We start from the raw sequence: 24,262 nt of genomic DNA, 5'->3' as shown, positions 1-24,262 counted from the left end.
CTCCTATCCCGATATTTTTATAATTTCATTTTTTCGGTACACTTACGCGTTCTCTTTTAAATTCAAACTTTCCAAAAATTCCGTTGTGATTTGAATGTCCTGTTCTTTTAAAAAATTCACATCAATCCCACGCATCAAAGACACCTCATCAAAGATCGCGCGTCCAACCATTTTACTAAAATGTTGGGCCATATGAAGCGTACATAAAACGCGATGTTTCCCCCCGTCAGCCAAATGGGGACGATGGTGATATGCAACAGCCTCACATAAATTCAACGGAAAACCCCATAGCCCGAGAAGATAAGCACCGATGACCCCGTGATCAGCCCCGATCTGTTCTCTCTCAAAACAATCAATTGTTTGATCCGGGTTTTGCTCACATTGTTTTACGGCTTCTTCAAATTCATGGGGCCAGGTGGCAGAGACAATCAGCGTCCCGATATGGCACAAACTTCCTGCTGAAATTGCCAAATCGATTTCCGGTTTGCTTAAACCGAGTTTTTTTGCAAGACGCGCCGCCATCAAAGCCATTTCCAGACTATTGTTACTCAAACGCTCCAACACCAGACAGTCCGAAACCTGATTTTTTAAAGTCGTAAAAAAGCCATTGAGCAGTGTCATACTGCGTAACGTGCCCAGGCCAATCATGCTGACCGCTGTCTCCAGATTGTTCACCTTCTGAGGTAAGCCGAAGAAAGCGGAATTACAAACTTTAAAAACCTGCGCCTTTAAACCGATATCTTTTTCCAGAATATGTGCAATCGAACGATTGGTCGACATCGGGTTTTCCAACTCGGCCAACAGGTCTTGATATATTTCCGGTAAGGACGGCAGGTTTTTCTTACCCGTAATCAGTTTACGGACAAGAGTTTCCCCTATGCAATTACGCAACCGTAATATACGTTTTATCGTTTCTTCCAGATCATCAAAATCACAGGGTTTGGCGAGATATTGGTGGGCCGGACCAATGACCTTGAGAATAACTTCGTCTTTTGCATAACCGGATAAGACAACACGGGCCGTATCAGGCGATATCTTGCGCACACGTTCCAGCAATTGTGCCCCATCCATAATGGGCATACGCATATCGCTGACAATAATATCGACATGATGTTCTTTAAAAATTTCCAATGCTTCGCCACCGCTGGACGCGAAACTCATATTCCATGCGTGTCGGTTACTACGCATTCCGCGTTTCAAGCCGAGTAGAATATTTTTTTCGTCATCAACAAACAGTATATGTGGTTTATGTGTCATCTTATTCTCGATTATTATCCTTATTTCTTATTAATATTTCAGGATTGATCTTCCGTCCGTTATCCCCGTTTGGAGTCTGTGATAACGCAACTTATGATTAATACGTACAAATTAAAAATCAATCAGAAAATATTTAAATCCACTGGGTATTTCAATCAACACCCCTTTCTGAATTTTTCATTTTCAGCATAAAAACTGCGCAAGCGATTTTCGGCTAAATATGTGAAGATTGTTTTAGACTTCATACGATAACCTAGAAATGTATAATAAGACAAAACGGACACCTTTTAATAGTTTATTTTAAAATACATTCTCTTTTCAGAACCCGGGCCATAAAGACATAAAAATATTTAAGTGTATAAAATATCGAATGAATCAACCCGAAGTGATTGCCTCTCTCTTATTTTCTTCCGGTGCGCTACTCGTCTCACTTAGGATGATCATCGAGACAATTATCACCCAACAGGTCTGCGATATGACGAATCCCTAGTAAGGTCGCATATTCTAATGGCAATTCATCCGTATGCAGCAAACCGTGTTGACGCATCTTATGGACAACAATTTCAAGCACCTGATCATATAAAGTCGAGATCTGTGATAACGATTTCTGACGGGCGTGGGTAACGGCCTTAACCAAACTGACAGGATCACAAGGTTTGGCTAAATACTGAAACGGAACACAGAGTTGACGGTCCGCACCTTCGCGTGATGCCTCCCCCGTTAAAATAATGATCGCAGGGGCATTGGGCATAGACCCCAAAAGATTGGCAATTAAGCTGCCTCCAATCCTTGGCATTTCCAGATCTGTCACCAATACATCAAATGGTACATATTCAAAATATTTCAACGCCGCTTCAGCAGAACTTTCAAACCGCATATCCCATGCCGGCTGAAACGGAGACAGACGTCGTTTCAATGCCGCAAGAAAAGCAAGATCATTATCAACAAACAAAATTTTCGTTTTTTCGTGCATGCTACGTCCCTCACATAAGAACCAATATCGTAAATATTGCGTCTTTTTTTCAACCAGCCCTATCCCCATATGGGGACAAACCTGTAAAAGTGGGGTAGACTTCGTATATAAGGTTAAGCTTACTATACCTTTTGAGGGAAAATGCCACTGATGAGCGAAAAGCCACGTATTCTGTTTGTGGACGATGAACCACTTTTGCTGGAAGCCTTACAACGCGCTTATTTCCGACACAAGCGTAGCGAATGGGATATGTTTTTTGAAAGCAACCCGCAAAAAGCAATTGAGCTTCAAAGAGCACAACCTTTTCATGTTGTCGTCACCGATTTTCACATGCCGGATATCAACGGTCTGGAATTGGCCAAAAACGTTCAAGCGAGTGATGACAGTACACAAATTGTCATGCTGACCGGGGCCGCTGATCTTGATACAGCCGTCAATGCAATCAATTCCACACGGATTTACAGGTTCTACACCAAACCCTGCGAACCCGAAGTCCTCGAACAAGGGATCGAAGACTGTCTGCTGCGCCATTCACAAAAGAAACAAAGCCTAAATCCACCAGCACATGCAGGTTATGAAATTCTCAACCGTCTGCCAATCGGCGTGATCGTCTGCGATAAAAACGCGCACGTCATTCATATGAACCAATTTGCCGCTGAAATATGTGCAACCCGTCAGGTTTTCAGCATTGACCCCACCACGAACAGATTGCGTGCAAGCCTTGCGGCTTACAGGGATGAGTTCAACGCCTGTATCCAGACCGTAAACACGCAAGACCGCGCTATGTCGCTCAGCCGCAAAGATTCCGACACGCCTGTTTGCGTCATCATTTCTAATCTGAAAGAAGGTCAGAATGACCGGGTGATGTTATTAATTTCCGACCCGGATCGTCATATGGCCCCGAGTGTAGATATTCTACAGTCTATCTACGATCTTCCCCCGTCAGAAGCCCGGCTTTTACAGCACATTGTTCAAGGATACAGCCTACTGGAAGCTGCCGATAAAATGGGGATTACCGAAAGTTCGGCAAGAACATATCTGAAACGTATTTTTTCAAAAACCAATACCAGAGGGCAACCGGAACTGATCCGGTCTGTTTTACTCACCCCCACTCTTCATCAGCAAGCACCCCATTTTTTTAATTAACCTCGGAAATAATCATCCCAGTCATATTCCTTGTATTTCTGATATTCATCCACATCATTTTCATCCGTCCATCCCACGTTGCGACTAAATTCTGTGGACGACACAAAGGTTGCATGATTATCAATGACAGGTGCAAACGCCTGTGCAACTTTTTCGGGCAACCACATTTTAACCTGCGCCGGTAAGTCGCTGAAACTAAGCTCTCCACGCATTAACAACACCTTGCACAAATCGATCAGCGCCTTTTGCAATTCCTCGGTTGTCACTTCCTGACTATCTGCTTTGCGCCCGACAAAATAAGCATTTTCAATCGTATCGACTAACAGCTTGGTTGGACAGGGCTTTGCCAGATAAAAATGATCTGACCCAACCAAACGAAAGGCCGTTGCCTGATTGCAATGCCCGGACAATACGATGCGGGAAACATCAGGATATTTTTCCTGCACTTCTGCCAATAGCTGTTCGCCACTCATCTGGGGCATTTGCATATCCGACACCACAACATCGATTTGTTGTTTCGACATAATATCCAACGCTTCACGCCCACTGCCGGCAAAATACATCTGCCATTGCGACTTCATATTGCGCAAACAACGTTTAATGGCGCGCAGGACATTTTCCTCATCATCGACAAATAAGACTTTGATCACGTCGCTCTCCCAATCAAAACTGTATATTACTTGCAAGGTATTCTTATGATAAATGACGTTCCCTTGCCCTCTTTTGTGGCTACTTTAATTGTTCCCTTATGCTTTTGAACAATAATGTCATTGACGATCGCAAGCCCCTGTCCGGTTCCTCGGCCGACTTCTTTCGTCGTGAAAAAAGGGTTGAAGATATTTTTCACAACCTCTGGCGGCATGCCACAGCCCGTATCGGAGATCACAATTTCGACTTGATCCGCCAGTTTTCGCGTCACGATACGAATTTCGCCCATTGTTTCATGCCCTTTGACATCAATGGCATGGGCGGCATTGACGATGATGTTCAAGAACACCTGATTCATCCCGCCCGGAATACAGGGGACTAAACCAACGTGTTCATCAAAATCAGTCACAACAGTTGCAATATTCTTCCACTCATTTCGTGATACAGTCAAGGTTGTATCAATTGCGGCATTAATATCAAAGGGTTTCTTTTCCTCTGTCCCCGGATGTGAAAAATTTTTCATGGCGCGTACAATATGTGAAACCTGCGCAATCCCTTGTGCCGATTGTTTTAATGCCTGAGGAACTTCTTCGCACAAATATTCAAGATCATATGCCTCTATCAAACGATCAATTTCTTGTACATAATCCAGATACTGACCATTTTGCTCGCAGGCTTTTTTTAACTCCAATGCCTTGTTCAAGATCTCTAAAATTTCCTCATTACATTCACTGAGAAAATGCAGATTGTCGCCAATATATTGGGCAGGCGTATTGATTTCATGTGCAATCCCACCGGCTAATTGTCCCACGGCTTCCCATTTTGCGGCATTTGCCAATTCTTCCTGCATGGCTTCACGTTCTTTTTGAAGACGTTTTTTATTTGAAACATTACGTATGAGATGCAGGAGAAAACGCTCATCATCATGCTGGAAAGTACTGATTTTGACTTCCGCAGGTACGAAACCACCATCAAGTGTCCTAAAATTAAACTCCTTGATTTCATCCTGTTCATCAGCAGATGCAGATAAACATAAGGCTTCATAATCCGCAATTTGGCGGTTCTCGACAAATTCCAATACAGAACGTCCCATCAGACCTGCATACGGAATCCCCCACATTCCAACACAAGATTTATTAACATCCAGAATTTCCATTTTTTGATTTGTCGCAACAACGCTGTCTTTGATGGAATTCATAATCGCATTGACGCGCGCAGACCTGTTTTTCGCCTTTTGAATGGAACCTAACAGGTTCTGATTAACCTGAAACAACTCCAGCGCCTTGCTTTCCAATAGTTGTTCCGCTTGTTCACGCGCACGCACCTCACGGGACAAACGTTTTCGTAATGTTGCTATTTTTCTGTCTTTGTCATCGTCACACACGCACATCTCCCCCCCCTATTTCGTTAACCTGAACAGAGCTTTGCTCCCTTTTTCCACCGGAAAGTCTTGACGCGACAGCTCAATTTTTTCCCCAAAATGGGCAACTGCCCCCCGTAACAAACCTTCGGCAAGATCGGCAAAGGGACGTTGGGAACGATACGTCATTTCCATGATATTTTCAGCAGGAAACACATATTCAAACGAGGGTAACTCTGCTTCCGGGTAAAGTTTTTTTACTTCAACGTGGATCGTGTTCTCAAGAGATGCCAGAAAGGAAAACAAATCTTTTTTCCCCTCAAGGAAAAGGGGATATTTCATACTAAGCTGTTTGAATAAATATTCACCGAATGTCTTTTGTAAGTCCGCCGGTGACGTTCCGCTTATCTTGCTCAGCACATTTATCAAACTGACCATTTCACGGAAACAATAGGTTCCAACCGAGGTATAGACACCCTCAGAGTCAAGGTCGGCTTGCTCGATAAGGTCTTCCACCATATCTTCGCCCCACACCTCATTCACCTTCTTTGTGAATTGGATAAATATAATACCTTTCATCTGTGTCCCCTGTTTTCTGTTCTGTCACAACCTGATTATGAACTTTTCAGTAGAATATGCTATCCTCATGTGGAGGTACCCGCCCTGTCATCATGTATTTTTCGGCAAAACAATTTCAAAAGAGGCTCCGCCCATATCGCTATCACCGACTTTTAATTCACCGCCATGTTTACTGACGATAATATCGTGGCTAATGGCCAGCCCCTGGCCGGTTCCCTTGCCGACTTCCTTGGTCGTAAAGAAGGGATCAAACACCCGCTGCTTAATTGCGTCAGGCACGCCCGTCCCGTTGTCCTCCACAACCATAACAACCTGTCCATCACGTTCAAAGGTACGCAAGGCAATGATCCCGTCATCCCGCCCTGCTGCCGCGATAGCATGCGCGGCATTCACGATCATATTTAAAACAACCTGATTCAAGTCCCCTTCCAGCCCCATTACGCTCGGTAAATCCGGGGCCAGATCCAATTCCACTTGAGCAACTGTTTTCCATTCATTCTTGCCAACGGCGCAGGATCGTTCAATCACGCGGTTTAAGTCCACAGTGGATTTTTCTTTAGACGATGGATGGGCAAATTCCTTCATCGCTTTAACGATATGTGACACCTGTTGCACACCTGCCAACGACTGTTCAATCGCCAAGGGCAGTTCATCGCGGATAAATTCAATATCGGCATTCTCATAAGCCTGCGCACATTTTTCCACCAGCGCGTTCAATACAGGCTGTGTTGCGGCCTCTTTTTCCAGTTTCTGATAACAATCCAACGTTTCCATCAAATCCTGAACGGCTTCCCCGATAAATCGAATATTATCGCCGATATATTGGATCGGTGTATTGATTTCGTGCGCAATGCCGCCTGCCAGTGTGCCGATTGATTCCATTTTCTGACTTTGCAACAACTCACGCTCTAACTGACGGTTCTTTTCTTCGATCTGCATAACCTGTGTAATATCCGTATCAACCCACACATTACCACCTGCAGAAAGCGGGAAACGACTATGCATAATATAGCGCCCATCATCCAGTTTGCTGACCGGGGTCTCCCCTCCTCCCGCATTTGACGAACAAGCCGGAAAACCTTGAGGGAAAATTTTGATCGCGTCACATAAATCCTTACCGATATGAATATTCGGGATCACAGCAGGCGTCAGATGATACATTTCAATAAAGGCACGGTTCATCAAAACGACTTTTCCCTGCGTATCATCAATCCAGACCCCTTGGGACACGCTTTCCATCGCATCTTCCAACACAGATTCAGCATGCGCACGTTTATTTTCCGCATGTTGACGCGCCTGTTCCAGTTCAGATGCATATCTTGCCAGTGCCTTTGACATTTCATTAAAGCTGGAGGCTGTATCTGCCAGTTCATCCCTTCCTTTCACTTTTATGACATGACCAAAATCACCTTGCGCGACACGTCGGGCACCATTTTGCAACAACGCAAGTTGACGCGTTAAAATACCACCCAATATAAAACCAAAGAAACATACCAGAATAATTTCAATAAATGCCACACTGAACATACGATGTTGCGCATCCGCTATTGTGCGTTCCAAAGGTGCGATCTCCAGTCCGAGTTCGATCCGGCCAAAAACCTGACCTCTGACCACAATATCCTGTGCAATATCATAGATTTGATCATCCCGTGTCGTATCGACAGACATATCCGGGATAAAGGTTCTGTTTAAGGCAGACGCATCGCCACTTTGCGAAATAACATTTCCGCCTGCCTCCGCTGTCTGACGCACCCGGATATAGATTACTCCCGGATTTTGCATGGCCTTTTCAACCATTACATCCAGCGTCGCCAGATCCATCGAAACAATCGCATCCGTCGACATGGTCGCAAAAAAACGTGCTAACGTTCGCGCATGTTCCACCAATTGGTTTTCATTGGATTCCCGCAGATAATTCAATCCGCTTAGAACCAAGATGGACAGCAGGACCATTTCAATAAAGGCAAGGCCCAGAATGGTTTTTAATCGAAACGACATTTCACCGTCCCCAGCTGCACGATTTTTGTTTCATACTGACTTAAGTCGAGTTTGCGCACATCATTCCAATCGCTGTCCTGCGCTGTCACAAGCCCTGTCATGCCAATTGATTTCATCAAACCGGGCTTATGTCGGGCAATATCCAGCATCGCGTTCTGAATTGTGGCAAGATGCTCCTCAGGCATTGCACCATTAACGGCAAATGCATGCGGTGTGTATGCACCTGTCCTATAAATCACCTGTAACTGGTCGCGCATTCCTTGGGGAATACTGTTAAAGGTTCGTAGCACACCGCCCCCGGCGACAAAGTAACCAGCGATGACTGATTTATACACGCTGTCATGGGATTTGACATAGACGGGTTCGATCTTCAAGCCCTCCGCCTTCATTTCCGTACGCGGTAAAACACTGGCACCAAAAGCCGCAGGCGAGGGAAAGGCAACTTTTTTCTTGTCCAGCCCGGCAAGCGAAGTAACCTCGCTGCCCTTTTTTACAACAATCAAGCCTTTCAGCTTTTTCTCTGATTGATGAGCAAATGCACGATAACCGGACTTTTTGCTAAAGACCGTGTAGTGATAGGGGTTCATATAGGCAATATCATAGGCCCCCTGTGCCAGACATTGTTCAAATGTCGGGATATCCTTCATTGTTGCAAACCGAATGTCCAATCCTGTCTGTGCAGAAAGTTCCTGCATGAACGGCAACCACATATTTGCCAACCGGGTGGCAGCCTGTTGCGGCACAATCCCGAAATACAATGTTTCGGCACGCGCATTTTCCATCGGCACCGTAGCGAAAGCAACCACACCCAGAACGGTTATTTGACAATATTTCTTCATCTTCATTTTCTTACATCCAGTCCAATGTAAGAAAGAGCATGACCGAAAAAGAAAAAGAAAAATATCCCCATATAGGGACATTTTGAAAAAACAAAAAAAGGGAAATAAAATTTTTCCCTTTCAGAGTCATGCAGTGACCGTTATTTTTCGCATAATGGCCCATTTTTTGTGCAAATAATAATAATTTGTATTTTTTGCAAACATATCCTGACTCGCCTCCTTACGCCCATTTCCATTGACGTCAAAGCCAATATCATAACCAGTGGCGTACGGGTCGACGCCGATGATTTGACCCTGCGACTGGAGGTGAAAAACCTGTTTGATGCCTTTCAACAATTGGAAAATTCCGGTAATCAGGTGGATCCGAGCATTCTATCCGGCGGGATTTGGCTGGCCCTTTTGACCACTGGCGTTGGTCTGGCCGTTGCCACGCGCACAGTTGCCATCAACAGCTTTTTCGAACATCGTCTGGAACGTGCCCAACCTCTGCCCAAATTCCCGACAGAAATGAAAGAAGACAAGCTCCACTTGACCCTCCCCATCCAGTTTGCACTCCGTTGACAGAACATTAGTACAACTATTTAGATAATTTAATTTTACAATACATTAAAAGAGTTGTTGCAGTCGTTTTCGTCTAGCTTTAAGTTGCAATAATATTTTTTATACCCCTAGAAGACAAGCGTCACCGCACGCGGGAGTAAATTGCAACATGGCATCCGTGAGAAAGTTCATCCGCCGTCATTTCATGTGGCTTTCCCTTTGCGCGCTCCTCAGTCTTTTTACGATTGTTCTGCTGTCCGATAAGATTTTCATCAGTATTCCCGCCGGGCATGCCGGTGTTTTATGGGAACGTTTTAACGGCGGGACAGATGTCAAAACCACCTATCCCGAAGGGTTTCACGTTATTCTCCCTTGGAACGAGATGACGATCTATAGTGTCCGCCTCAATGAAGCAACCAGCACCTTTAACGTGCTGGCGAAGGATGGATTAAAAATCGATGTGGAATTTCTGGTTCGCTATCGCCCAAAAGAAAGCCTGCTTGGCTTTCTGCACAAACATATGGGGGAAAAATACCTTGATATCTTGATCCTGCCGGAAGTCAGTGCCAAGGGGCGCACCGTCATGGCAAGGTATTCCCCTGAAGAAATTTACAGCACCAAGCGATTTGAAATTCAGGAACTTGTAAAAAAAGAAGTCAAGGAAGAACTGAAAATCATTCTGACCAAAGACAATGGAAATAAGGATCTGATTTTTCTGGAAGATGTCCTGATTAAAAGCATTCATCTGCCACAAACCGTCCGTCTGGCTATTGAAGCCAAGGTCGAACACAAACACCGCATGCTGCAATATGAATATATCCTGCAACGCGAACAACAGGAAAGCAAACGCAAGGCCATTGAAGCCAGTGGTATTCGCAAATTTCAGGATATCATTAAAGACGGTATTTCACCGCGTTATCTAAAATGGAAAGGTATTGATGCGACCTTGGAACTGGCCCGTTCCAATAATGCCAAAATTGTTATTATCGGGGCCGGGGACGAAGGTATGCCCTTGATCCTTGGTAATATGGACAGTAATAGTGCCGCCATTGATCCCGACACCAAAAAAGAAGAAGAATGGCAGCGCAAGCTGACTTCTGAAAAACCGGATTCCATCGGGCAGCTTGATGAACCCGGCACCACACGAACCACGCAGTCTGACAAAACATTCGCCCAAAAAGCTTTGGAAAAACTTTCCATTAAAGACCTGTTAAACGAAGATGAAAAAACAGACGAAAAACCTGCCACTCTGGATAAACCGGGCGCAAAACCTTAAAAACTGAATTCCTCTATCGGGTCGGTGCTGTCTTCAACCCCACTTTTCCCTAAATCAAAGTCAATAAGGGCTGTTCCTTCCTGCTGACAAAGCTGCTGTAAAAGGAATTGGAAACGGCTCATCATCTCTTCGATCTGTGTTGGGTTGAATAAATGACTGTCATATTCCAGAACACCAAACAGCTGCTCCCCTTCTTCGGATACAGAAAAGACCAGATCGAATTTTGCTGCCCCGCCGGGTGTGGGTAAAAGCGTCATTGTTACCCCGTTCAAATCCTGTGTCTCTACGCTGGCGTTTTGCAACACAAAGACATTTTGAACCAAAGGGGTGCGTTCCTCGCTACGTTGCGGGCAAACTTCGCGCACGATATGTTCAAACGGCACATCCTGCCGCGAAAAACCGGACAACGTGATTTCACGAACGCATTGCAACAGGTCGGTGAACGTCATCTCCGGTTCAAATTGTAAACGCATGGGCATCATATTGACGAAAAAACCGATCAAGGGTTCAATCTCGCGATGGTTTCGGTTGGCAATGGGGGATCCGATAACAAAATCGTTTTGCCCACTATAACGATAAAGCAAAACCCCATAGGCCGCCAAAAGCCCCATATATAAACTGACACCTTGTTGACGGCACAAGTCATTCACCGCGATCTTTAAATCATCTTCAAAGATAAAACCATATTTCAGGCAGGGGCCTGCCCCTCGGTTTTCATCTTTTTGTGTGGACAGACAAAAATCAGGGCGGACCCCTTCGAGTTTTTCGATCCAGTAATCAAGTTGCGCTTGATAATTGCTGCTGTTCAACCATTCGCGCTGCCAATGAGCAAAATCACCATATTGCACCGATAAATCAACCAAGGGAGACGGTTTTCCCGCCTGATAAGCCTGATAAAGGGTGGCCAGTTCATTTAAAAACACCCCGGTGGACCAATTGTCCGCCACGATATGATGCATGCGTAACAGAAAAATAAAGTCATCAGGCGTTGCCGTTTCGATCAAACAGCCCGCCAGTAGGGCATCACGTTCCAGATCAAAACAAGCCACCGCATTATCATGACTTAAACGATCCAGTTCGGTTGCGTACATTTCAGGGCTTAGGTCCGATAAATCACACACGGTGAAAATATCATCTTTCACAGGCTGCAACACGCAAACAACACGGTCGTCTTCATACACAAAATTTGTCCGCAAGACTTCGTGACGGCGAACAATTTCCAAGAAACTTTGGCGCAAGGCTTCAATATCCAACGCACCGCGAATGCCCACTGTCACAGACATATTGTAATTGGAACTCCCGCCTTGCAAACGATCGAGAAACCAGAGGCGTTCCTGCGCAAACGAGGCAACTGTCCGCTTTTCAGGTGAAAGAGGGAGGATTGGCGGTATCCGGTTCTCAGACCTTCCTCGTCCCGTTTCCATCAAACGGGCAATTTCAGAAAATATCGGGGTTTCAAATATCTGGCGCACTGTAATCTCGCAAGAAAACGCCGCACGTAAACGTGACACCAGTTGCGTGGCCAGTAAGGAATGCCCGCCGGCTTCGAAAAAGTTATCCTGACGATGGGCCACAGCGCCCCCTAAGACATCCGTCCAAATCGTCGCCAGAATGTCTTCGACAGGTGTACGACATTCCATAACATCGGCTTTTTGATCAAGGGAGCTTTCCTCAGGGGTCAGCAACTGCGCACGATCAATTTTACCACTGCCTGTCACAGGCATTTCATCCAATAACACAAACAGGGACGGCACCATATAATCCGGTAATTTGTCCCGCAGATAAAATCGTACCCCGGCGATATCGGGGGAGATATTCTTTTCAAAACAGACATAGGCCACCAGTGTTTTGCCTTGCGCCTTAAAATCATGGGCGACAACGCAACATTCGCGCACCGGGGCAAACCCGTTCAGAATGGTTTCTACCTCCCCCGGTTCAATACGGAACCCACGGATTTTGACTTGTTTATCAGCCCGTCCCAGATATTTGATGCGCCCATCAGTGTGCCAAATTGCCAAATCGCCCGTTTTATAAAGTCGCCCCAAGGAGGTTTCGACAAAACGTTCTGCCGTTAAATCAGCACGTCCCAAGTACCCAAGTGCGATGGCTTCTCCGCCCACATGAATTTCCCCGACAGCGCCACAGGACACAGGGTTTCCAGCCTCATCCAAAATATAGATATTGGCCCCGCTAATGGGATGACCGATGGACGGCAACAAGGGCCAAAAAGAAGGATCATCCTTTAAAACCTCACTCGTCACTACGTGGGTTTCAGATGGGCCGTAATGATTATGCAGACGTGCATCCGACAAATGACTGAACAAGTCAATAATCGCAGGTGTGACACGTAATTGTTCACCTGCTGTAATTACATCACGTAGACAATCGGGATAAAGGCCTTCTTCCTGCGCCACGACACTGAACTGCTGCAAGGCGACATAGGGCATGAACAGGCGTTCAATTTTTTGCCTTTTCACATAAGGGACAAGCGCGTGAAAATCACGGCGCATATCTTCATCCACCAGATATAAACAACCACCGCTCGCCCATGTACTGAAGACTTCCTGAAACGAGACATCAAATGTGAAAGGTGCAAAATGCAGGGTCTGGGCATTTTGGGATAAAATCGGATCGTTCATATGCCACTGGATCAGGTTGGACATGGCCCGATGCCCCATCCCGACCCCCTTGGGCACCCCGGTTGAACCGGATGTATAAAGCACATAGACAAGACTGTGCCCTGTCGCCTCACACCTTGGATTTTCGATGCTTTCTTGCGCACAGACCTGTCCATTACGATCCATAATCACAAGATCGACATCATCCGGCTGGATACCACCTTCATCACAAATCACCAACCTTGCCGCGCTATCCTTGATCATGGTTTGCACCCGATCTTTGGGGTAGTCCGGGTCAATCGGCAAATAGGCGGCGCCTGCTTTTAAAATACCCAGCAAGCAAACCGGTAAACGATCTGTACGTTTCATCATCAGGCCGACAATATCGCCCGATTTTACCCCAGCCTTTTGCAGATAATGCGCCACCTGATTGGCTTGGGCGTTGAGTTGGGCATAGCTCAATGCCTGATCTGCAAAACATAAGGCCCGATTTTGCGGCTGTTTTTGCACCACCTGTTCAAAAATTTGATCAACGCGCAGGCTGCAATCCCAGGGAACAGGTGGATAAATCACATCAGCCGCAATCATGGGATAGGCCTTGATCGGTTGATCTGTTTTTTCAACAACCTGTTGCAACAAGTGACAATAATTTTGTGTCATTTGATCAATGATTTCTGCCGCAAACAAATCACTGGCGTATTCCACAAGGCCACGGTACCCCGTTTCATCTTCGGTAATATAAAAAACCAGATCAAAACGCGCGGCGTCAAATTCCACAGGTTCCAATGATATTTCCAGCCCTTGTGCATCACTCTGTACTGCAAGGGGGGTGTTTTGCATCACAAACATCACCTGAAAAATCGGTGCGTGGCTCAGGCTGCGATCCACGGCCAAATGCGTCACCAGTTTTTCAAACGGGACATCCTGATGGGCATAAGCCCCTAACGCACAGTCTTTGACCCGCGCAAGTAAATTTTCAAAGGTGGGATTACCTGACACATCCACCCGCAAAGCCAACGTATTAACAAAAAAACCGATCAGCTTTTCCAGTTCTGCGCGCGTGCGATTGGCAATCGGGGTGCCGACCACCAAATCAGTTTGCCCACTGAAACGAGCCAGAACCATATAAAAGACACTGAGCAGGACCATAAAATCCGTGCCCTCACTCAAGCGGGCCTGTTGTTTAACCCCTTGGCATACAGAGGATGCAATATCAAAATGGGCAATTTTTCCGCGATAACTTTGAATTGCGGGCCGCGCCTTTTGACAGGGCATATCCAGTACAGACGGCAATCCCTGCAACCGTTCCCGCCAATAAGACAATTGCGCGTCCAGCATACCTGTTTCTTCAAAACAGGTACGTTGCCACAGGGCAAAATCGCCATATTGAATATCCAGCGCATCAGGGTCGCTTTGCACCCCGTCCGTTTTATAAGCCTGCATGACTTCCTGTGCCAGCAAGGCAGACGACCAACCATCAAAAATGATATGATGAATGGAAACAGCCAACAGATAATCGTCTTCCCCTTCACGCACCAGTTTCCAGCGCAGCAACGCATCTTTTTCCAGATCAAACGGTTCATGTAAAAAGGCATGCAGTTGGTCTTTATCCCAATCCACCACTTGCAAGGCAATAGACAGGTCATCGTGTATTTTTTGAAACGCCTGTCCGTTTTCTTCCACAAAATTGGTGCGCAGATTTTCATGCCGCGCAATGACATGATTAAGCGCGCGTTCAAGGGCATTTACATCCAAATTCCCACGTAACCGATAAAGACTGGGGATGTTATAAGCCGCACTCGGCCCTTCCAGCATTTGAATAAACCATAACCGTTCCTGCGCATACGACAGCGGGATTGCACAACCGGGACTGCGGCGGGGGATGACCTCATCCTCACCCGTTCCGTTTAAATGAAACACGATTTCTTCAATGCGCGGCTGTTCAAAAAACGTGCGGAGCGTAACGTTTGGTCCAAACTGTTTTTGCAGGCGGGTGACAACTTGGGTCGCCAGTAAAGAATGGCCGCCCACTTCGAAAAAGCTATCCTGAATACCAAAATCCGTATGCCCCAGAACAGTCGCCCAGATATCAAAAACAGTTTGCTGCAACGAATTTTGTACAGGTTTGCGTACCTCCCCTATTAACGCGGCCCCTTCCTTGGCTTGCAATTTACGCCGATCAATCTTGCCATGTGCTGTTAATGGGATTTCGTCCACGGCAAAGATATGAGACGGGATCATATAATCCGGCAATTTTTCTTTCAAAAAATGTCGCACATTCGTTGCCGGAAACGTTACATTTTCCTCAGCCGCAACAATATAGGCGACAATCTCGTCCACACCGCAAAATTTGCGACATAAGACAACACAATCGCGAATGGCATCATGTTCGCCCAGCAAGCTTTGAATTTCGCCCAATTCCACGCGAAAACCACGGATTTGGATTTGATCATCCATGCGCCCGCAATATTCCAGTGATCCATCCGCCAGCCACCGTCCCAAATCCCCACTGCGATAAAGACGTTCCCCATTATTTAAAAACGGATCACGGATAAAACGTTCTAGGCTGAGTTCCTTACGGTTCAGATATCCGCGCGCAACCCCGGCGCCCCCCACATGGATTTCGCCTTTCACACCGATGGGCACCGGTTGCCCGACCGGGTCCAGCAAATAAAACCGCAAATCGGGCAAGGGATCACCAATCAGACTTTGCGGTTTGTGGGCATCGTCGGCCCTGAGGGCACGAAAACTGGCATGAACCGTGGTTTCGGTAATGCCATACATATTCACCAAAACAGGTTGATCGTCTGCGTGGCGTTCATACCACGGTTTTAATTTGCGAAAATCCAGTGCTTCGCCGCCAAAAATCACATAACGCAAAGCCAGATTATCTGCCCCATCCCCCCCTTGATCCACATTAATCAGCGCATAAAAGGCAGAAGGGGTCTGGTTTAGAACCGTTACTTTTTGCGTTCGTAACAGATCATAAAAAGCATCCGGGTTGCGCGTTGTCCAGTAAGGGACCACAACCAGACGCCCCCCGTTCAATAATGCCCCCCATATTTCCCATACGGAAAAATCAAACGCATGGGAATGAAACATCGTCCAGACATCTTGATGATCAAAATCAAACAAACCACGTGTGGTGCTGAACAGACGTACCACATTGCGTTGCGTGATTTCCACCCCTTTGGGTTTGCCAGTAGAACCCGACGTGTAAATCACATAGGCACGCTGGTCTAAATCCTGCGCCACCACCGGATTGTCGTGGCACATATCCGCCTTTTGTTCATCAAGACATATAAAATGTAATGTCTGATTTGCCACAATATCGCACAATTGCGCTTGCAACGCAGCGGTGCTGACAACGATTTCAATCCCGGAATCATCCACCATATAACCAAGACGATCGTTCTGATAAGCTGGTTCCAGCGGCAGATAACTGCCCCCCGCTTTCAAAATGCCTAAAACAGCCACCACGGTTTCGAGAGATCGTTCCAGATAAATCCCCACCAAAGTTTCCGGCACAACTCCCAAAGCAATCAATTCATGAGCCAGCCGGTTTGCCCGTTCGTTTAATTCGCGGTAGCTCAAATTCTGATTTTCATAACTCAGGGCAATCGCGTTGGGGCGCAAACGGACTTGTGTTTCAAACTGATGTTGAAGAAGGGGGGCCTCTTCACTGCATCTTGTTTTTCCCGCCCCCAAGGCAATCATATCCAGACGTTCAGCCTCTTGCATCATGTCCACCTCGCTCAGACATTTTTCTGGATGGGCAAGTACATGATCCAGCAAGGTCTGGAAATGTCCGATCATACGTTCGATGGTGGCACGATCAAAAATATCCTTTTTAAACAGGACCGCCCCAACAAGGCCGTCCTCTTCCCAAAACGAAAATTCAAGATCAAAACGCCCCATTCCGGTTTGATATTCCACAAGCGGCCGTACCTTCAGACCGTCTAGTTCCATATCCCCCATCGGGGCATTTTGAAAACTGTAGGAAACCTGAAACAACGGGTTAAGATCAAGATGGCGTTCGGGTTCCAAAACTTCCACCAGTTGTTCGAAGGCGACATCCTGATGGGTAAAACCGTCTAAAACTGTCTTTTGGACCTGCTTCAACAAGTCATAAAAATTCAGTTCATTTTTGGATAGATCAACACGCATGACCAAGGTGTTGACAAAAAATCCGATGAGTTGTTCCACTTCACTCTGTTGACGATTGGCAAGGGGGGAGCCCACAGCAATATCATCACTTTGGCTATATTTCCCCAACAAAACCGCCAAAACCGCCAAACAAAACATATAAGGGGTTGTACCCGTTTCACGACACAATGCGTGTAATCGGTCATACTGTGGCCCCGTCATGCGAAAAGACAGCCCCTCGGCCTGCCATCCGCGAACCTTGGTTCTTTCGCGATCAAGGGGGAGGTCCAGAACGGGGGGCAGCCCCGCCAGTTGATCCACCCAATAGGACAACTGCTTGCCCATCACTTCATCATTTAAATGCTCATGCTGCCAATCTGCAAAATCACCGTACTGAATCGGGAGTTCAGATAGATTTGGAGTGTGTCCTTGCGTAAAGGCTTTATAGAATGCGGAGAGTTCCCGGATCAAAATGCCCATTGACCAGCCATCAGAAACGATATGATGCATGGTACATAACAAAATGTGATCATCCCCCCCTATTTCGATAAGGCGAAATCGAACCAACGGACCGACAGTCAAATCAAACGGCGTGCGAAGATGTTCTTGAACCTGTTGTTCCATCCAGTGTGATAACTCGTCCTTGCCTAAGGCCGGGGCAAGCACATGATCCACAACAGGTTCAAACGGTGCATGGACACGCTGGATATGTTGCCCTTCATCACTATGAAAAGTCGTTCGCAATATTTCATGGCGTTCAATAATCGCCGCAAGGCTTTTGTACAAAGCCGGAATATTCAATGTGCCGCACAACTGAATGTTTGCCGGAATGTTATAATAAGGGGCGTCCGGGTCAAGCTGAGTCAAAAACCACAATCGTTTTTGTGCAAAGGACATGGGAAATTGGACGGTTTCAAATGTTTCACCCATTGGACACACCTATGCAATCGCAAACAGTTGACCGTTTGCGTTTTATGATTAGATAAAAAAGGGATACAACCCGAAGCTTCCTTTCCCTTTTCAAAGAAAAGAAACTTCGGTTTGTGCATTCGGGAGATTTTACGCCGTGGCCGCCGCAGAAGCCGTTTCTTCTGCAGCAGCAGAAGATGCATCGGCCTCTTTATCTTTTTTCATGCGGCTGACCATCCCTTTGCCCTTGGCGTACAGGTCTTTGGAGTAGCCTTTAACTTTTGACGCATCAAAGGAACAGAACGTCCCCCCAGATTCAAAATGCTTTACCAGAATATGCCCGATGACATAGGTCAGGGCACCCGCCGTGATCGGCAAAGCGGCAATACCGGCCACACTGCCCGCACCGGGGATCAGTTTGACAACACTGGCCCCCAGACCTTTTGCCAACTCAACCGGGCCAACGCCACCAATAATGCTGACAGCAGCGGCCGTTGCCAGATTTTTACTAAACGGCACATCGTATAAATCAGCCAGTTCTTTCATCATTTTTAACTGAACAGCACCGATTGTAAACATATCGGCAATCGGAAGCGGTACAACGCCAAACCCAAGCGCCCAGTAGATATTGCGGCGAACGATTTTGTCAGCCGCTGCATGCAAATCTATCTCATGGTCATGCTGTTCAAGACTTTCTTCATGGTCCGCGCCATGCGCCATTTCAGCAGCTTGTGCTTCTGGTGCATCACTCGTCACAGTTTCAGTTGCGCTTTCTGCTTTTTCAGGTTCTTTCGTCGTTGCGGTTTTGCGCGCAGGGGTCTTCTTATCGGTATCAGTCACTTTGGTCACCTTTGGTAAATGTAAAAGACGATTACTCAGAAGCCTTGGTATGGATGTAGTTATCTTCCATAGAAAACAGCATGATTATGCCAATGATGGGGGATAAAACGAGTGATCCAAAAAAGAATCCCCAAAACCCAAACCGCTTATGAATGCCGAGCATTCCAATCAACAGGCTGGCAAGAATCCAAATTCCTAGCATTGAACCCAAGAGTTTTCTCCCCATGTCGCAAACCAGTTTGAAATAGTCTGCGTTTTCAACAGATACATAATCAGGCCGCTTCAAGAAAACATCTTTAAAGTGTATAGTTTCCTCAACGCTTCCGCACAGGCAATTCTATCCACACAACCCTTAAAATATCAATAGTTGTTTTTATTAAAAAATTACAATTAATATTTTTACATTATATTTCAATTAATTATCATCTAATTTCATCTTAAATTTTATTCTCTTTCTAAAGATTATAAAAAAAATACTATACAATCTAAACAAGTAAACATAATGTTACGCACGAATAGATAGATATATTGAGGGAGGGGAAATACACCAATATATATTAATTAGTGTATTTCTTACTAAGATGAAGCCAGCCAAGAACAACATCGCCAATATCTACAAACTGTCCCCCATGCAGGCAGGGCTGTTTTTCCACTACCTGAAAGGTGACGACAAACAATCTTACCTTCAGCAAATATCATGGCGCCTTCAGGGATATTTTGATGTATCGGCTTTCAAAGAAGCATGGCAAAGGCTGGTAAATCGCCATGACATCTTGCGCACGAATTTTGTCTTTCAAAATACACCAACCCCCTTGCAGGTTGTCGCAGACAAGCGCCCTCTTGATTTCCAAGTTATCGATTACCGCCACCTTAACAGCGAAGACAAAGAACAAGCCGTTCACACATTTCAGGAACAGGAAAAGCATACCCCTTTTCATCTTGAAGATGACATGCTGCTGCGTTTGCGTGTCCTGCAATTGAGCAATGACAGCTTCGAAGTTATCCTCACCCACCACCATATCATTATGGATGGCTGGTCATTGGGGAATCTGGTTAAAGAAGCACTGGATATATATATTGCACAAATTAACAAGAAGCCTCTGCCCTATGAACAACCGGTTGGTTTTTCAAAATATATAAAGTGGCGTGACGCCCAAAATCAAACGGCCTCCATGCAATACTGGCAAACCTATCTGGCTGGTTTTGAGACCCAATCAACCCCACCCCAGCGTGCGACCCCTAAAACCGCAAGCGAACCCAAGGCCGTTTATTTTGATGTCGGACCAGATCAATTGGATAGCCTGAATAAACTGGCAAACGATCAAAACATCACCCTGAACAGCCTTTTTCAAAGCCTTTGGGGGCTTTTACTGGCTCAGCAAACCCAATCTGACGATATTGTTTTCGGCTGCGTGGTCTCCGGTCGCCCGCATGAAATCGACGGCATTGAAAAAATGGCGGGCATTTTCATTAATACAATCCCGGTGCGTATTCAGTTCACCCCCGATATGCGTCTTTGCGATCTGTTTTCGCAAGTTCAGCACAATGCGTTGGCATCGGAGCCTCACCAACATATTGCCTTGGCTGATATTCAATCAACCACCCCCTTAAAGGATCGCTTGATCGGATCCTTGTTCGTCATGGAAAATTATCCTCTGGATCGTGTGTTTGAACTCAACACCCTACTCCCCGGCACCGACTTTGCCGTCACCCAACTGCAAACGTGGGAGAAAACTCATTTTGATCTGGGCGTGCGCCTTCTGCCCGATCAAGATCGTTTGAAAGTTAAAATCGGCTACAATTCAGCCCTTTATGATGACGCAGACTTGCATCGTCTCGCTAAACATTTTCAACGCGCCCTATCAGAATTCATAAGACAAGGGGAGGAGGTTCGAATATGCGATATTGATCTGTTATCGGATACAGAAAAAGCGCAGCTAAAAAGCTTCTCGCGAGGCACCCCCTTACATTACGAACAGGATGAAACCCTCATTGAGTTGTTCAAGAAACAGGTCAATGCCCACCCGACGAGGACCTGCCTGTCGTTTGAACACATCAGCCTGACCTATGCAGAGGTCGATTTGCAATCTGATCGAATTGCCGCCCATTTACGACAAAGCGTCAACCTGTCGCCCGATGATCGGGTCGCCTTGATGCTGACACGCAGCCATTGGTGTGTCCTTGCGATTTTAGGCGTGCTTAAGGCCCGGGCCGCTTACGTTCCCATTGAACCGGACTTTCCAACAGAACGCATTGATTTCATTTTAAAAGACAGTCAGGCACAAGCCATCCTTGTTGATCCACAGACACAATCGAAGGCATGCGAACTTACAACAAAGCCTTGTCTTGAAATCACAACCCTTCCCGATTTGGCCTTCCAACAGATTGAAAGCAAAGCTGACGATCTCGCCTATGTGATTTACACATCCGGCACCACCGGCACACCCAAAGGGGTGATGATTGAACAGGGCAGCGTTGTTCATCTGGCCCATGCCATGAACCACGATGTCTATCAACGTCATCAACGCCCCCTCAATATGGTGCTTTTAACCACCTATGTGTTTGACGGGTCGGTGCAACAGATTTTCTCCGCCCTTCTCTACGGACATAGCCTGTTCATTATGGATGATGACAGCAAGCGCGATACCCGCAAGTTCCGTCAATTCTGCCAAACATACAAGATTGATATCGGGGGCTGCATTCCCAACTTTCTGGCCTTGCTGGACGAAGCGGGCGAACTGGACACCCTGACAAAACAACTCAGCCACATGATTTTCGGCGGGGAAGCCTTGCCCGTTTCCCTTGCCAATAAAGTGGTGCAAAACTGCACGGTTTCCAACCTTTATGGTCCAACGGAATGTTGCGTTAACGCCCTCAGCTTTACCACCTCTGCCCCCCTGACAACCGATACGGCCCATGTCCCCATCGGTAAACCGTTAGGGAATGCGGAAATCTTTATTTTAAGCCCGCAAGGACATCCCGTTCCCCTTGGTGGCATTGGGGAATTGTGTATCGGTGGACCGGGTGTCGCCCGTGGTTATTTAAACAATGATGCCCTGAATGATGAAAAATTCATTCCACATCCGACAACCCCTGACAAACGTATCTACAAAACAGGGGATCTGGCCCGTTTTAGATCCGATGGACATGTCGAGTTTCTGGGCCGCAATGACCAACAGGTCAAGATTATGGGCTACCGTATTGAGCCAAGCGAAATTGAAGACAGGCTCAATCGGTATGCGCAGATCAAAGAAGCCTGTGTCATTGCGGCACAGGACCACACCGGGCATACCTATTTAAAGGCCTGCCTCGTTACCCACGACCAGATTAACCTTGACGATTTACGCCAAGATTTATCGGCAAGCTTGCCTGCCCATATGGTACCCAGCCGTTATGCTTTATTGCAAAACATGCCCCGGTTGGTTTCCGGCAAAATTGATCGTAAAGCCTTGCTTGAAATTGTTGAAGTTGACGAACAATCAAACAAAATTGCAGCAACACCCCCAACGACACCAACCGAGAAAATCCTCCTTGAGGCATGGCAACATGTTTTCGGGCGCAGCGATATCGGCATTCATCATGATTATTTTGAACTGGGTGGTGATTCCATCCGCGCTATTCAGTTATTGTCCCAGCTTTATAAATCAGGATTAAGCCTTCAGATCAAAGACCTGTTTGATAATCCAAGCGTTGCCAAGCTTGCTCCCTTTATCACGCAGGATCATTTCGTGGAAGAAGACGATATCACGGGGGAAGCCGTGCTTGGCCCGGTTCAGCACCGTTTCTTTGACAAATTTTCAACCAATCCCAACTGGTTTAACCATGCCCTGTTACTTCACGCCCATGAACGACTGGATGTGTCTGCAATGGAACAGGCCATTCATGTTCTTGTTCAGCAACATGATGCTTTTCGCCTGAAATTCCATCAAACCCCGGATGGTGTTTGGCATCAGGAATTTTGTGAGACAACAAACGGTTTTAAATTTCAGGCGATACAATTAGACAGGAAACGCGATGAAAATCGCCAAATTCTGCGTCAGGCCAATCAGGCCCATACCGGACTTGATTTAACCAACGGTCCCTTGGCCAAAGCCATTCTCCTGCAAGGCGCAAAACAGGACCATATATTGCTGGTTGTCCATCACCTGATTATTGACGGTGTGTCCTGGCGTATTTTGTTGGAAGATTTAACGCAGGCCTACCGTAACATAACCGCCAAACAAGCTATTAACTTGCCACGCAAAACCCATTCCCTGAAACATTGGGGAAATGCCCTTGTCCAATATGCGCAAAGTGACGATTTAAAAAAGGAAATTCCCTATTGGAAACGCATCCGGCAGGCCGATGTTTGTCCCTTCCCCGTTGAAATCCCCTCACCGCATAATCGCCTGTGCGATTTGGAAAGTTGCACCGTCAGCTTAACCCCCAAAGACACGCACACCTTGATGGGGGAGGTCAATAACGCCTTTCACACCAGCGCAGAAGAAATTCTGCTGGTTGCCTTGGCGCGTGCCTTAAAAAACTGGAAAGGACTGGAAAAAACCATTGTCATGCTGGAAGGGCATGGTCGTTCCCCTGCCCTTAAAAACAGTGATGTCAGTCGAACGCTGGGTTGGTTTACTTCGCTTTATCCGGTTTTACTGGATCTGTCACACATAACGAAAACCGACCAACAGATCAAAACCATCAAGGAAAACCTGCGACAAATCCCCAACAAAGGGTTTGGATATGGCGTGTTGAGTTACCTGTCCAAAGACGGCTTAGGTCTTGACCCCGCCTTTGATCAACGTTGCCACATCACGTTTAATTACCTCGGCCATTTTAAAAACGCACAGAACACGCCTTTGTTCGATATTTCAACGGACAATACAGGCACCGCCATTGCCCCCAGCGCCAAACGCACCAGCAATTTGGACATTGCGGCCATCGTCATGGATGACAGGCTGGAAATTACCCTGTCCTACAGCCGCCATCGCTATTTGAAAAGCACGATGGAAGACCTACTGCACACCCTGCATGAAGAAATGAACAAACTCATCGCGTTTTGCAGCGCACGCGACACATCCGAACTGACGCCAGCCGATTTAACCCTGTCCACCCTCAGCCTTGATGAATTTGAAAGCCTGTTTTGAG

General features: G+C 46.4%; 14 protein-coding genes. 4 read left to right on the top strand and 10 right to left on the bottom strand.

What is annotated here, in order from left to right; all coding sequences use genetic code 11:
• Positions 1-42 precede the first annotated feature (42 nt).
• Positions 43-1,257 carry a response regulator gene (locus IEW74_RS03070; RefSeq protein WP_188661426.1) on the bottom strand — a complete coding sequence of 405 codons (1,215 nt, stop codon included), beginning with the start codon at positions 1,255-1,257 and terminating at the stop codon, positions 43-45.
• Positions 1,258-1,684: 427 nt separating this feature from the next.
• Positions 1,685-2,230: a response regulator gene (locus tag IEW74_RS03065; RefSeq protein WP_188661423.1), complete on the bottom strand. Its 546-nt coding sequence runs from the start codon at positions 2,228-2,230 to the stop codon at positions 1,685-1,687.
• A 150-nt stretch (positions 2,231-2,380) separates the two neighbouring features.
• Here IEW74_RS03065 and IEW74_RS03060 point away from each other — a divergent pair, with 150 nt between their 5' ends.
• A complete protein-coding gene (locus tag IEW74_RS03060) occupies positions 2,381-3,376 on the top strand; it encodes a DNA-binding response regulator (protein ID WP_188661421.1) in 996 nt (331 codons plus the stop codon).
• Here the strand turns inward: IEW74_RS03060 and IEW74_RS03055 are convergent.
• The 5 genes from IEW74_RS03055 to IEW74_RS03035 form a co-directional block, all read right to left on the bottom strand.
• Complete coding sequence (locus IEW74_RS03055) at positions 3,373-4,026, bottom strand: response regulator (protein WP_188661418.1); 654 nt, start codon at positions 4,024-4,026, stop codon at positions 3,373-3,375. The genes IEW74_RS03060 and IEW74_RS03055 overlap by 4 nt on opposite strands.
• A 26-nt stretch (positions 4,027-4,052) precedes the next feature.
• Positions 4,053-5,408 carry a PAS domain-containing sensor histidine kinase gene (locus tag IEW74_RS03050; protein WP_188661415.1) on the bottom strand — a complete coding sequence of 452 codons (1,356 nt, stop codon included), beginning with the start codon at positions 5,406-5,408 and terminating at the stop codon, positions 4,053-4,055.
• Between the two features lie 15 nt (positions 5,409-5,423).
• Positions 5,424-5,963, bottom strand: a complete 540-nt coding sequence (locus tag IEW74_RS03045; protein ID WP_188661413.1) for a heme NO-binding domain-containing protein — start codon at positions 5,961-5,963, stop codon at positions 5,424-5,426.
• A gap of 90 nt (positions 5,964-6,053) precedes the next feature.
• Positions 6,054-7,961 carry a sensor histidine kinase gene (locus IEW74_RS03040; protein ID WP_188661410.1) on the bottom strand — a complete coding sequence of 636 codons (1,908 nt, stop codon included), beginning with the start codon at positions 7,959-7,961 and terminating at the stop codon, positions 6,054-6,056.
• Complete coding sequence (locus IEW74_RS03035; RefSeq protein ID WP_229734216.1) at positions 7,946-8,806, bottom strand: phosphate/phosphite/phosphonate ABC transporter substrate-binding protein; 861 nt, start codon at positions 8,804-8,806, stop codon at positions 7,946-7,948. Before IEW74_RS03035 ends, IEW74_RS03040 begins: the two co-directional genes overlap by 16 nt.
• Positions 8,807-8,968: 162 nt before the next feature.
• Between IEW74_RS03035 and IEW74_RS03030 the strand changes: the two genes are divergently transcribed.
• Positions 8,969-9,361, top strand: coding sequence for a MotA/TolQ/ExbB proton channel family protein (locus IEW74_RS03030; RefSeq protein ID WP_188661407.1), 393 nt, complete (start codon positions 8,969-8,971; stop codon positions 9,359-9,361).
• A 148-nt stretch (positions 9,362-9,509) separates the two neighbouring features.
• Complete coding sequence (locus tag IEW74_RS03025; RefSeq protein WP_188661404.1) at positions 9,510-10,616, top strand: prohibitin family protein; 1,107 nt, start codon at positions 9,510-9,512, stop codon at positions 10,614-10,616.
• Here the strand turns inward: IEW74_RS03025 and IEW74_RS03020 are convergent.
• From IEW74_RS03020 to IEW74_RS03010, 3 genes are all read right to left on the bottom strand, one after another.
• Positions 10,613-18,310 (bottom strand): non-ribosomal peptide synthetase, encoded by a 7,698-nt coding sequence (locus tag IEW74_RS03020; RefSeq protein WP_188661401.1) that lies wholly within the window; start codon positions 18,308-18,310, stop codon positions 10,613-10,615. The two genes, IEW74_RS03025 and IEW74_RS03020, sit on opposite strands and share 4 nt — an antisense overlap.
• Positions 18,311-18,439: 129 nt before the next feature.
• Entirely contained in the window at positions 18,440-19,129 is a 690-nt protein-coding gene (locus tag IEW74_RS03015) for a YcjF family protein (RefSeq protein ID WP_188661398.1), read from the bottom strand.
• 31 nt (positions 19,130-19,160) lie between these two features.
• Positions 19,161-19,415, bottom strand: coding sequence for a hypothetical protein (locus tag IEW74_RS03010; protein ID WP_188661396.1), 255 nt, complete (start codon positions 19,413-19,415; stop codon positions 19,161-19,163).
• A gap of 295 nt (positions 19,416-19,710) precedes the next feature.
• On the opposite strand from IEW74_RS03010, the gene IEW74_RS03005 reads away from it, so the two are divergent.
• Positions 19,711-24,261, top strand: a complete 4,551-nt coding sequence (locus tag IEW74_RS03005; RefSeq protein ID WP_188661393.1) for a non-ribosomal peptide synthetase — start codon at positions 19,711-19,713, stop codon at positions 24,259-24,261.
• Position 24,262: the final 1 nt, after the last annotated feature.

Origin of the sequence: Terasakiella brassicae, assembly GCF_014641495.1 — a bacterium.
GTDB classification, from domain to species: Bacteria; Pseudomonadota; Alphaproteobacteria; order Rhodospirillales; family Terasakiellaceae; genus Terasakiella; species Terasakiella brassicae.
Note: the sequence above shows the minus strand (reverse complement) of the source record. Positions and strands in the feature narration are given on the sequence as shown.

Bases quoted from the DNA above. Each gene is read 5' to 3' on its own strand.
- IEW74_RS03040 (WP_188661410.1), bottom strand. From the start codon at position 7,961: ATGTCGTTTCGATTAAAAACCATTCTGGGCCTTGCCTTTATTGAAATG.
- IEW74_RS03060 (WP_188661421.1), top strand. From the start codon at position 2,381: ATGAGCGAAAAGCCACGTATTCTGTTTGTGGACGATGAACCACTTTTG.
- IEW74_RS03045 (WP_188661413.1), bottom strand. From the start codon at position 5,963: ATGAAAGGTATTATATTTATCCAATTCACAAAGAAGGTGAATGAGGTG.
- IEW74_RS03025 (WP_188661404.1), top strand. From the start codon at position 9,510: ATGGCATCCGTGAGAAAGTTCATCCGCCGTCATTTCATGTGGCTTTCC.
- IEW74_RS03035 (WP_229734216.1), bottom strand. From the start codon at position 8,806: ATGAAGATGAAGAAATATTGTCAAATAACCGTTCTGGGTGTGGTTGCT.
- IEW74_RS03020 (WP_188661401.1), bottom strand. From the start codon at position 18,310: ATGGGTGAAACATTTGAAACCGTCCAATTTCCCATGTCCTTTGCACAA.
- IEW74_RS03070 (WP_188661426.1), bottom strand. From the start codon at position 1,257: ATGACACATAAACCACATATACTGTTTGTTGATGACGAAAAAAATATT.
- IEW74_RS03065 (WP_188661423.1), bottom strand. From the start codon at position 2,230: ATGCACGAAAAAACGAAAATTTTGTTTGTTGATAATGATCTTGCTTTT.
- IEW74_RS03005 (WP_188661393.1), top strand. From the start codon at position 19,711: ATGAAGCCAGCCAAGAACAACATCGCCAATATCTACAAACTGTCCCCC.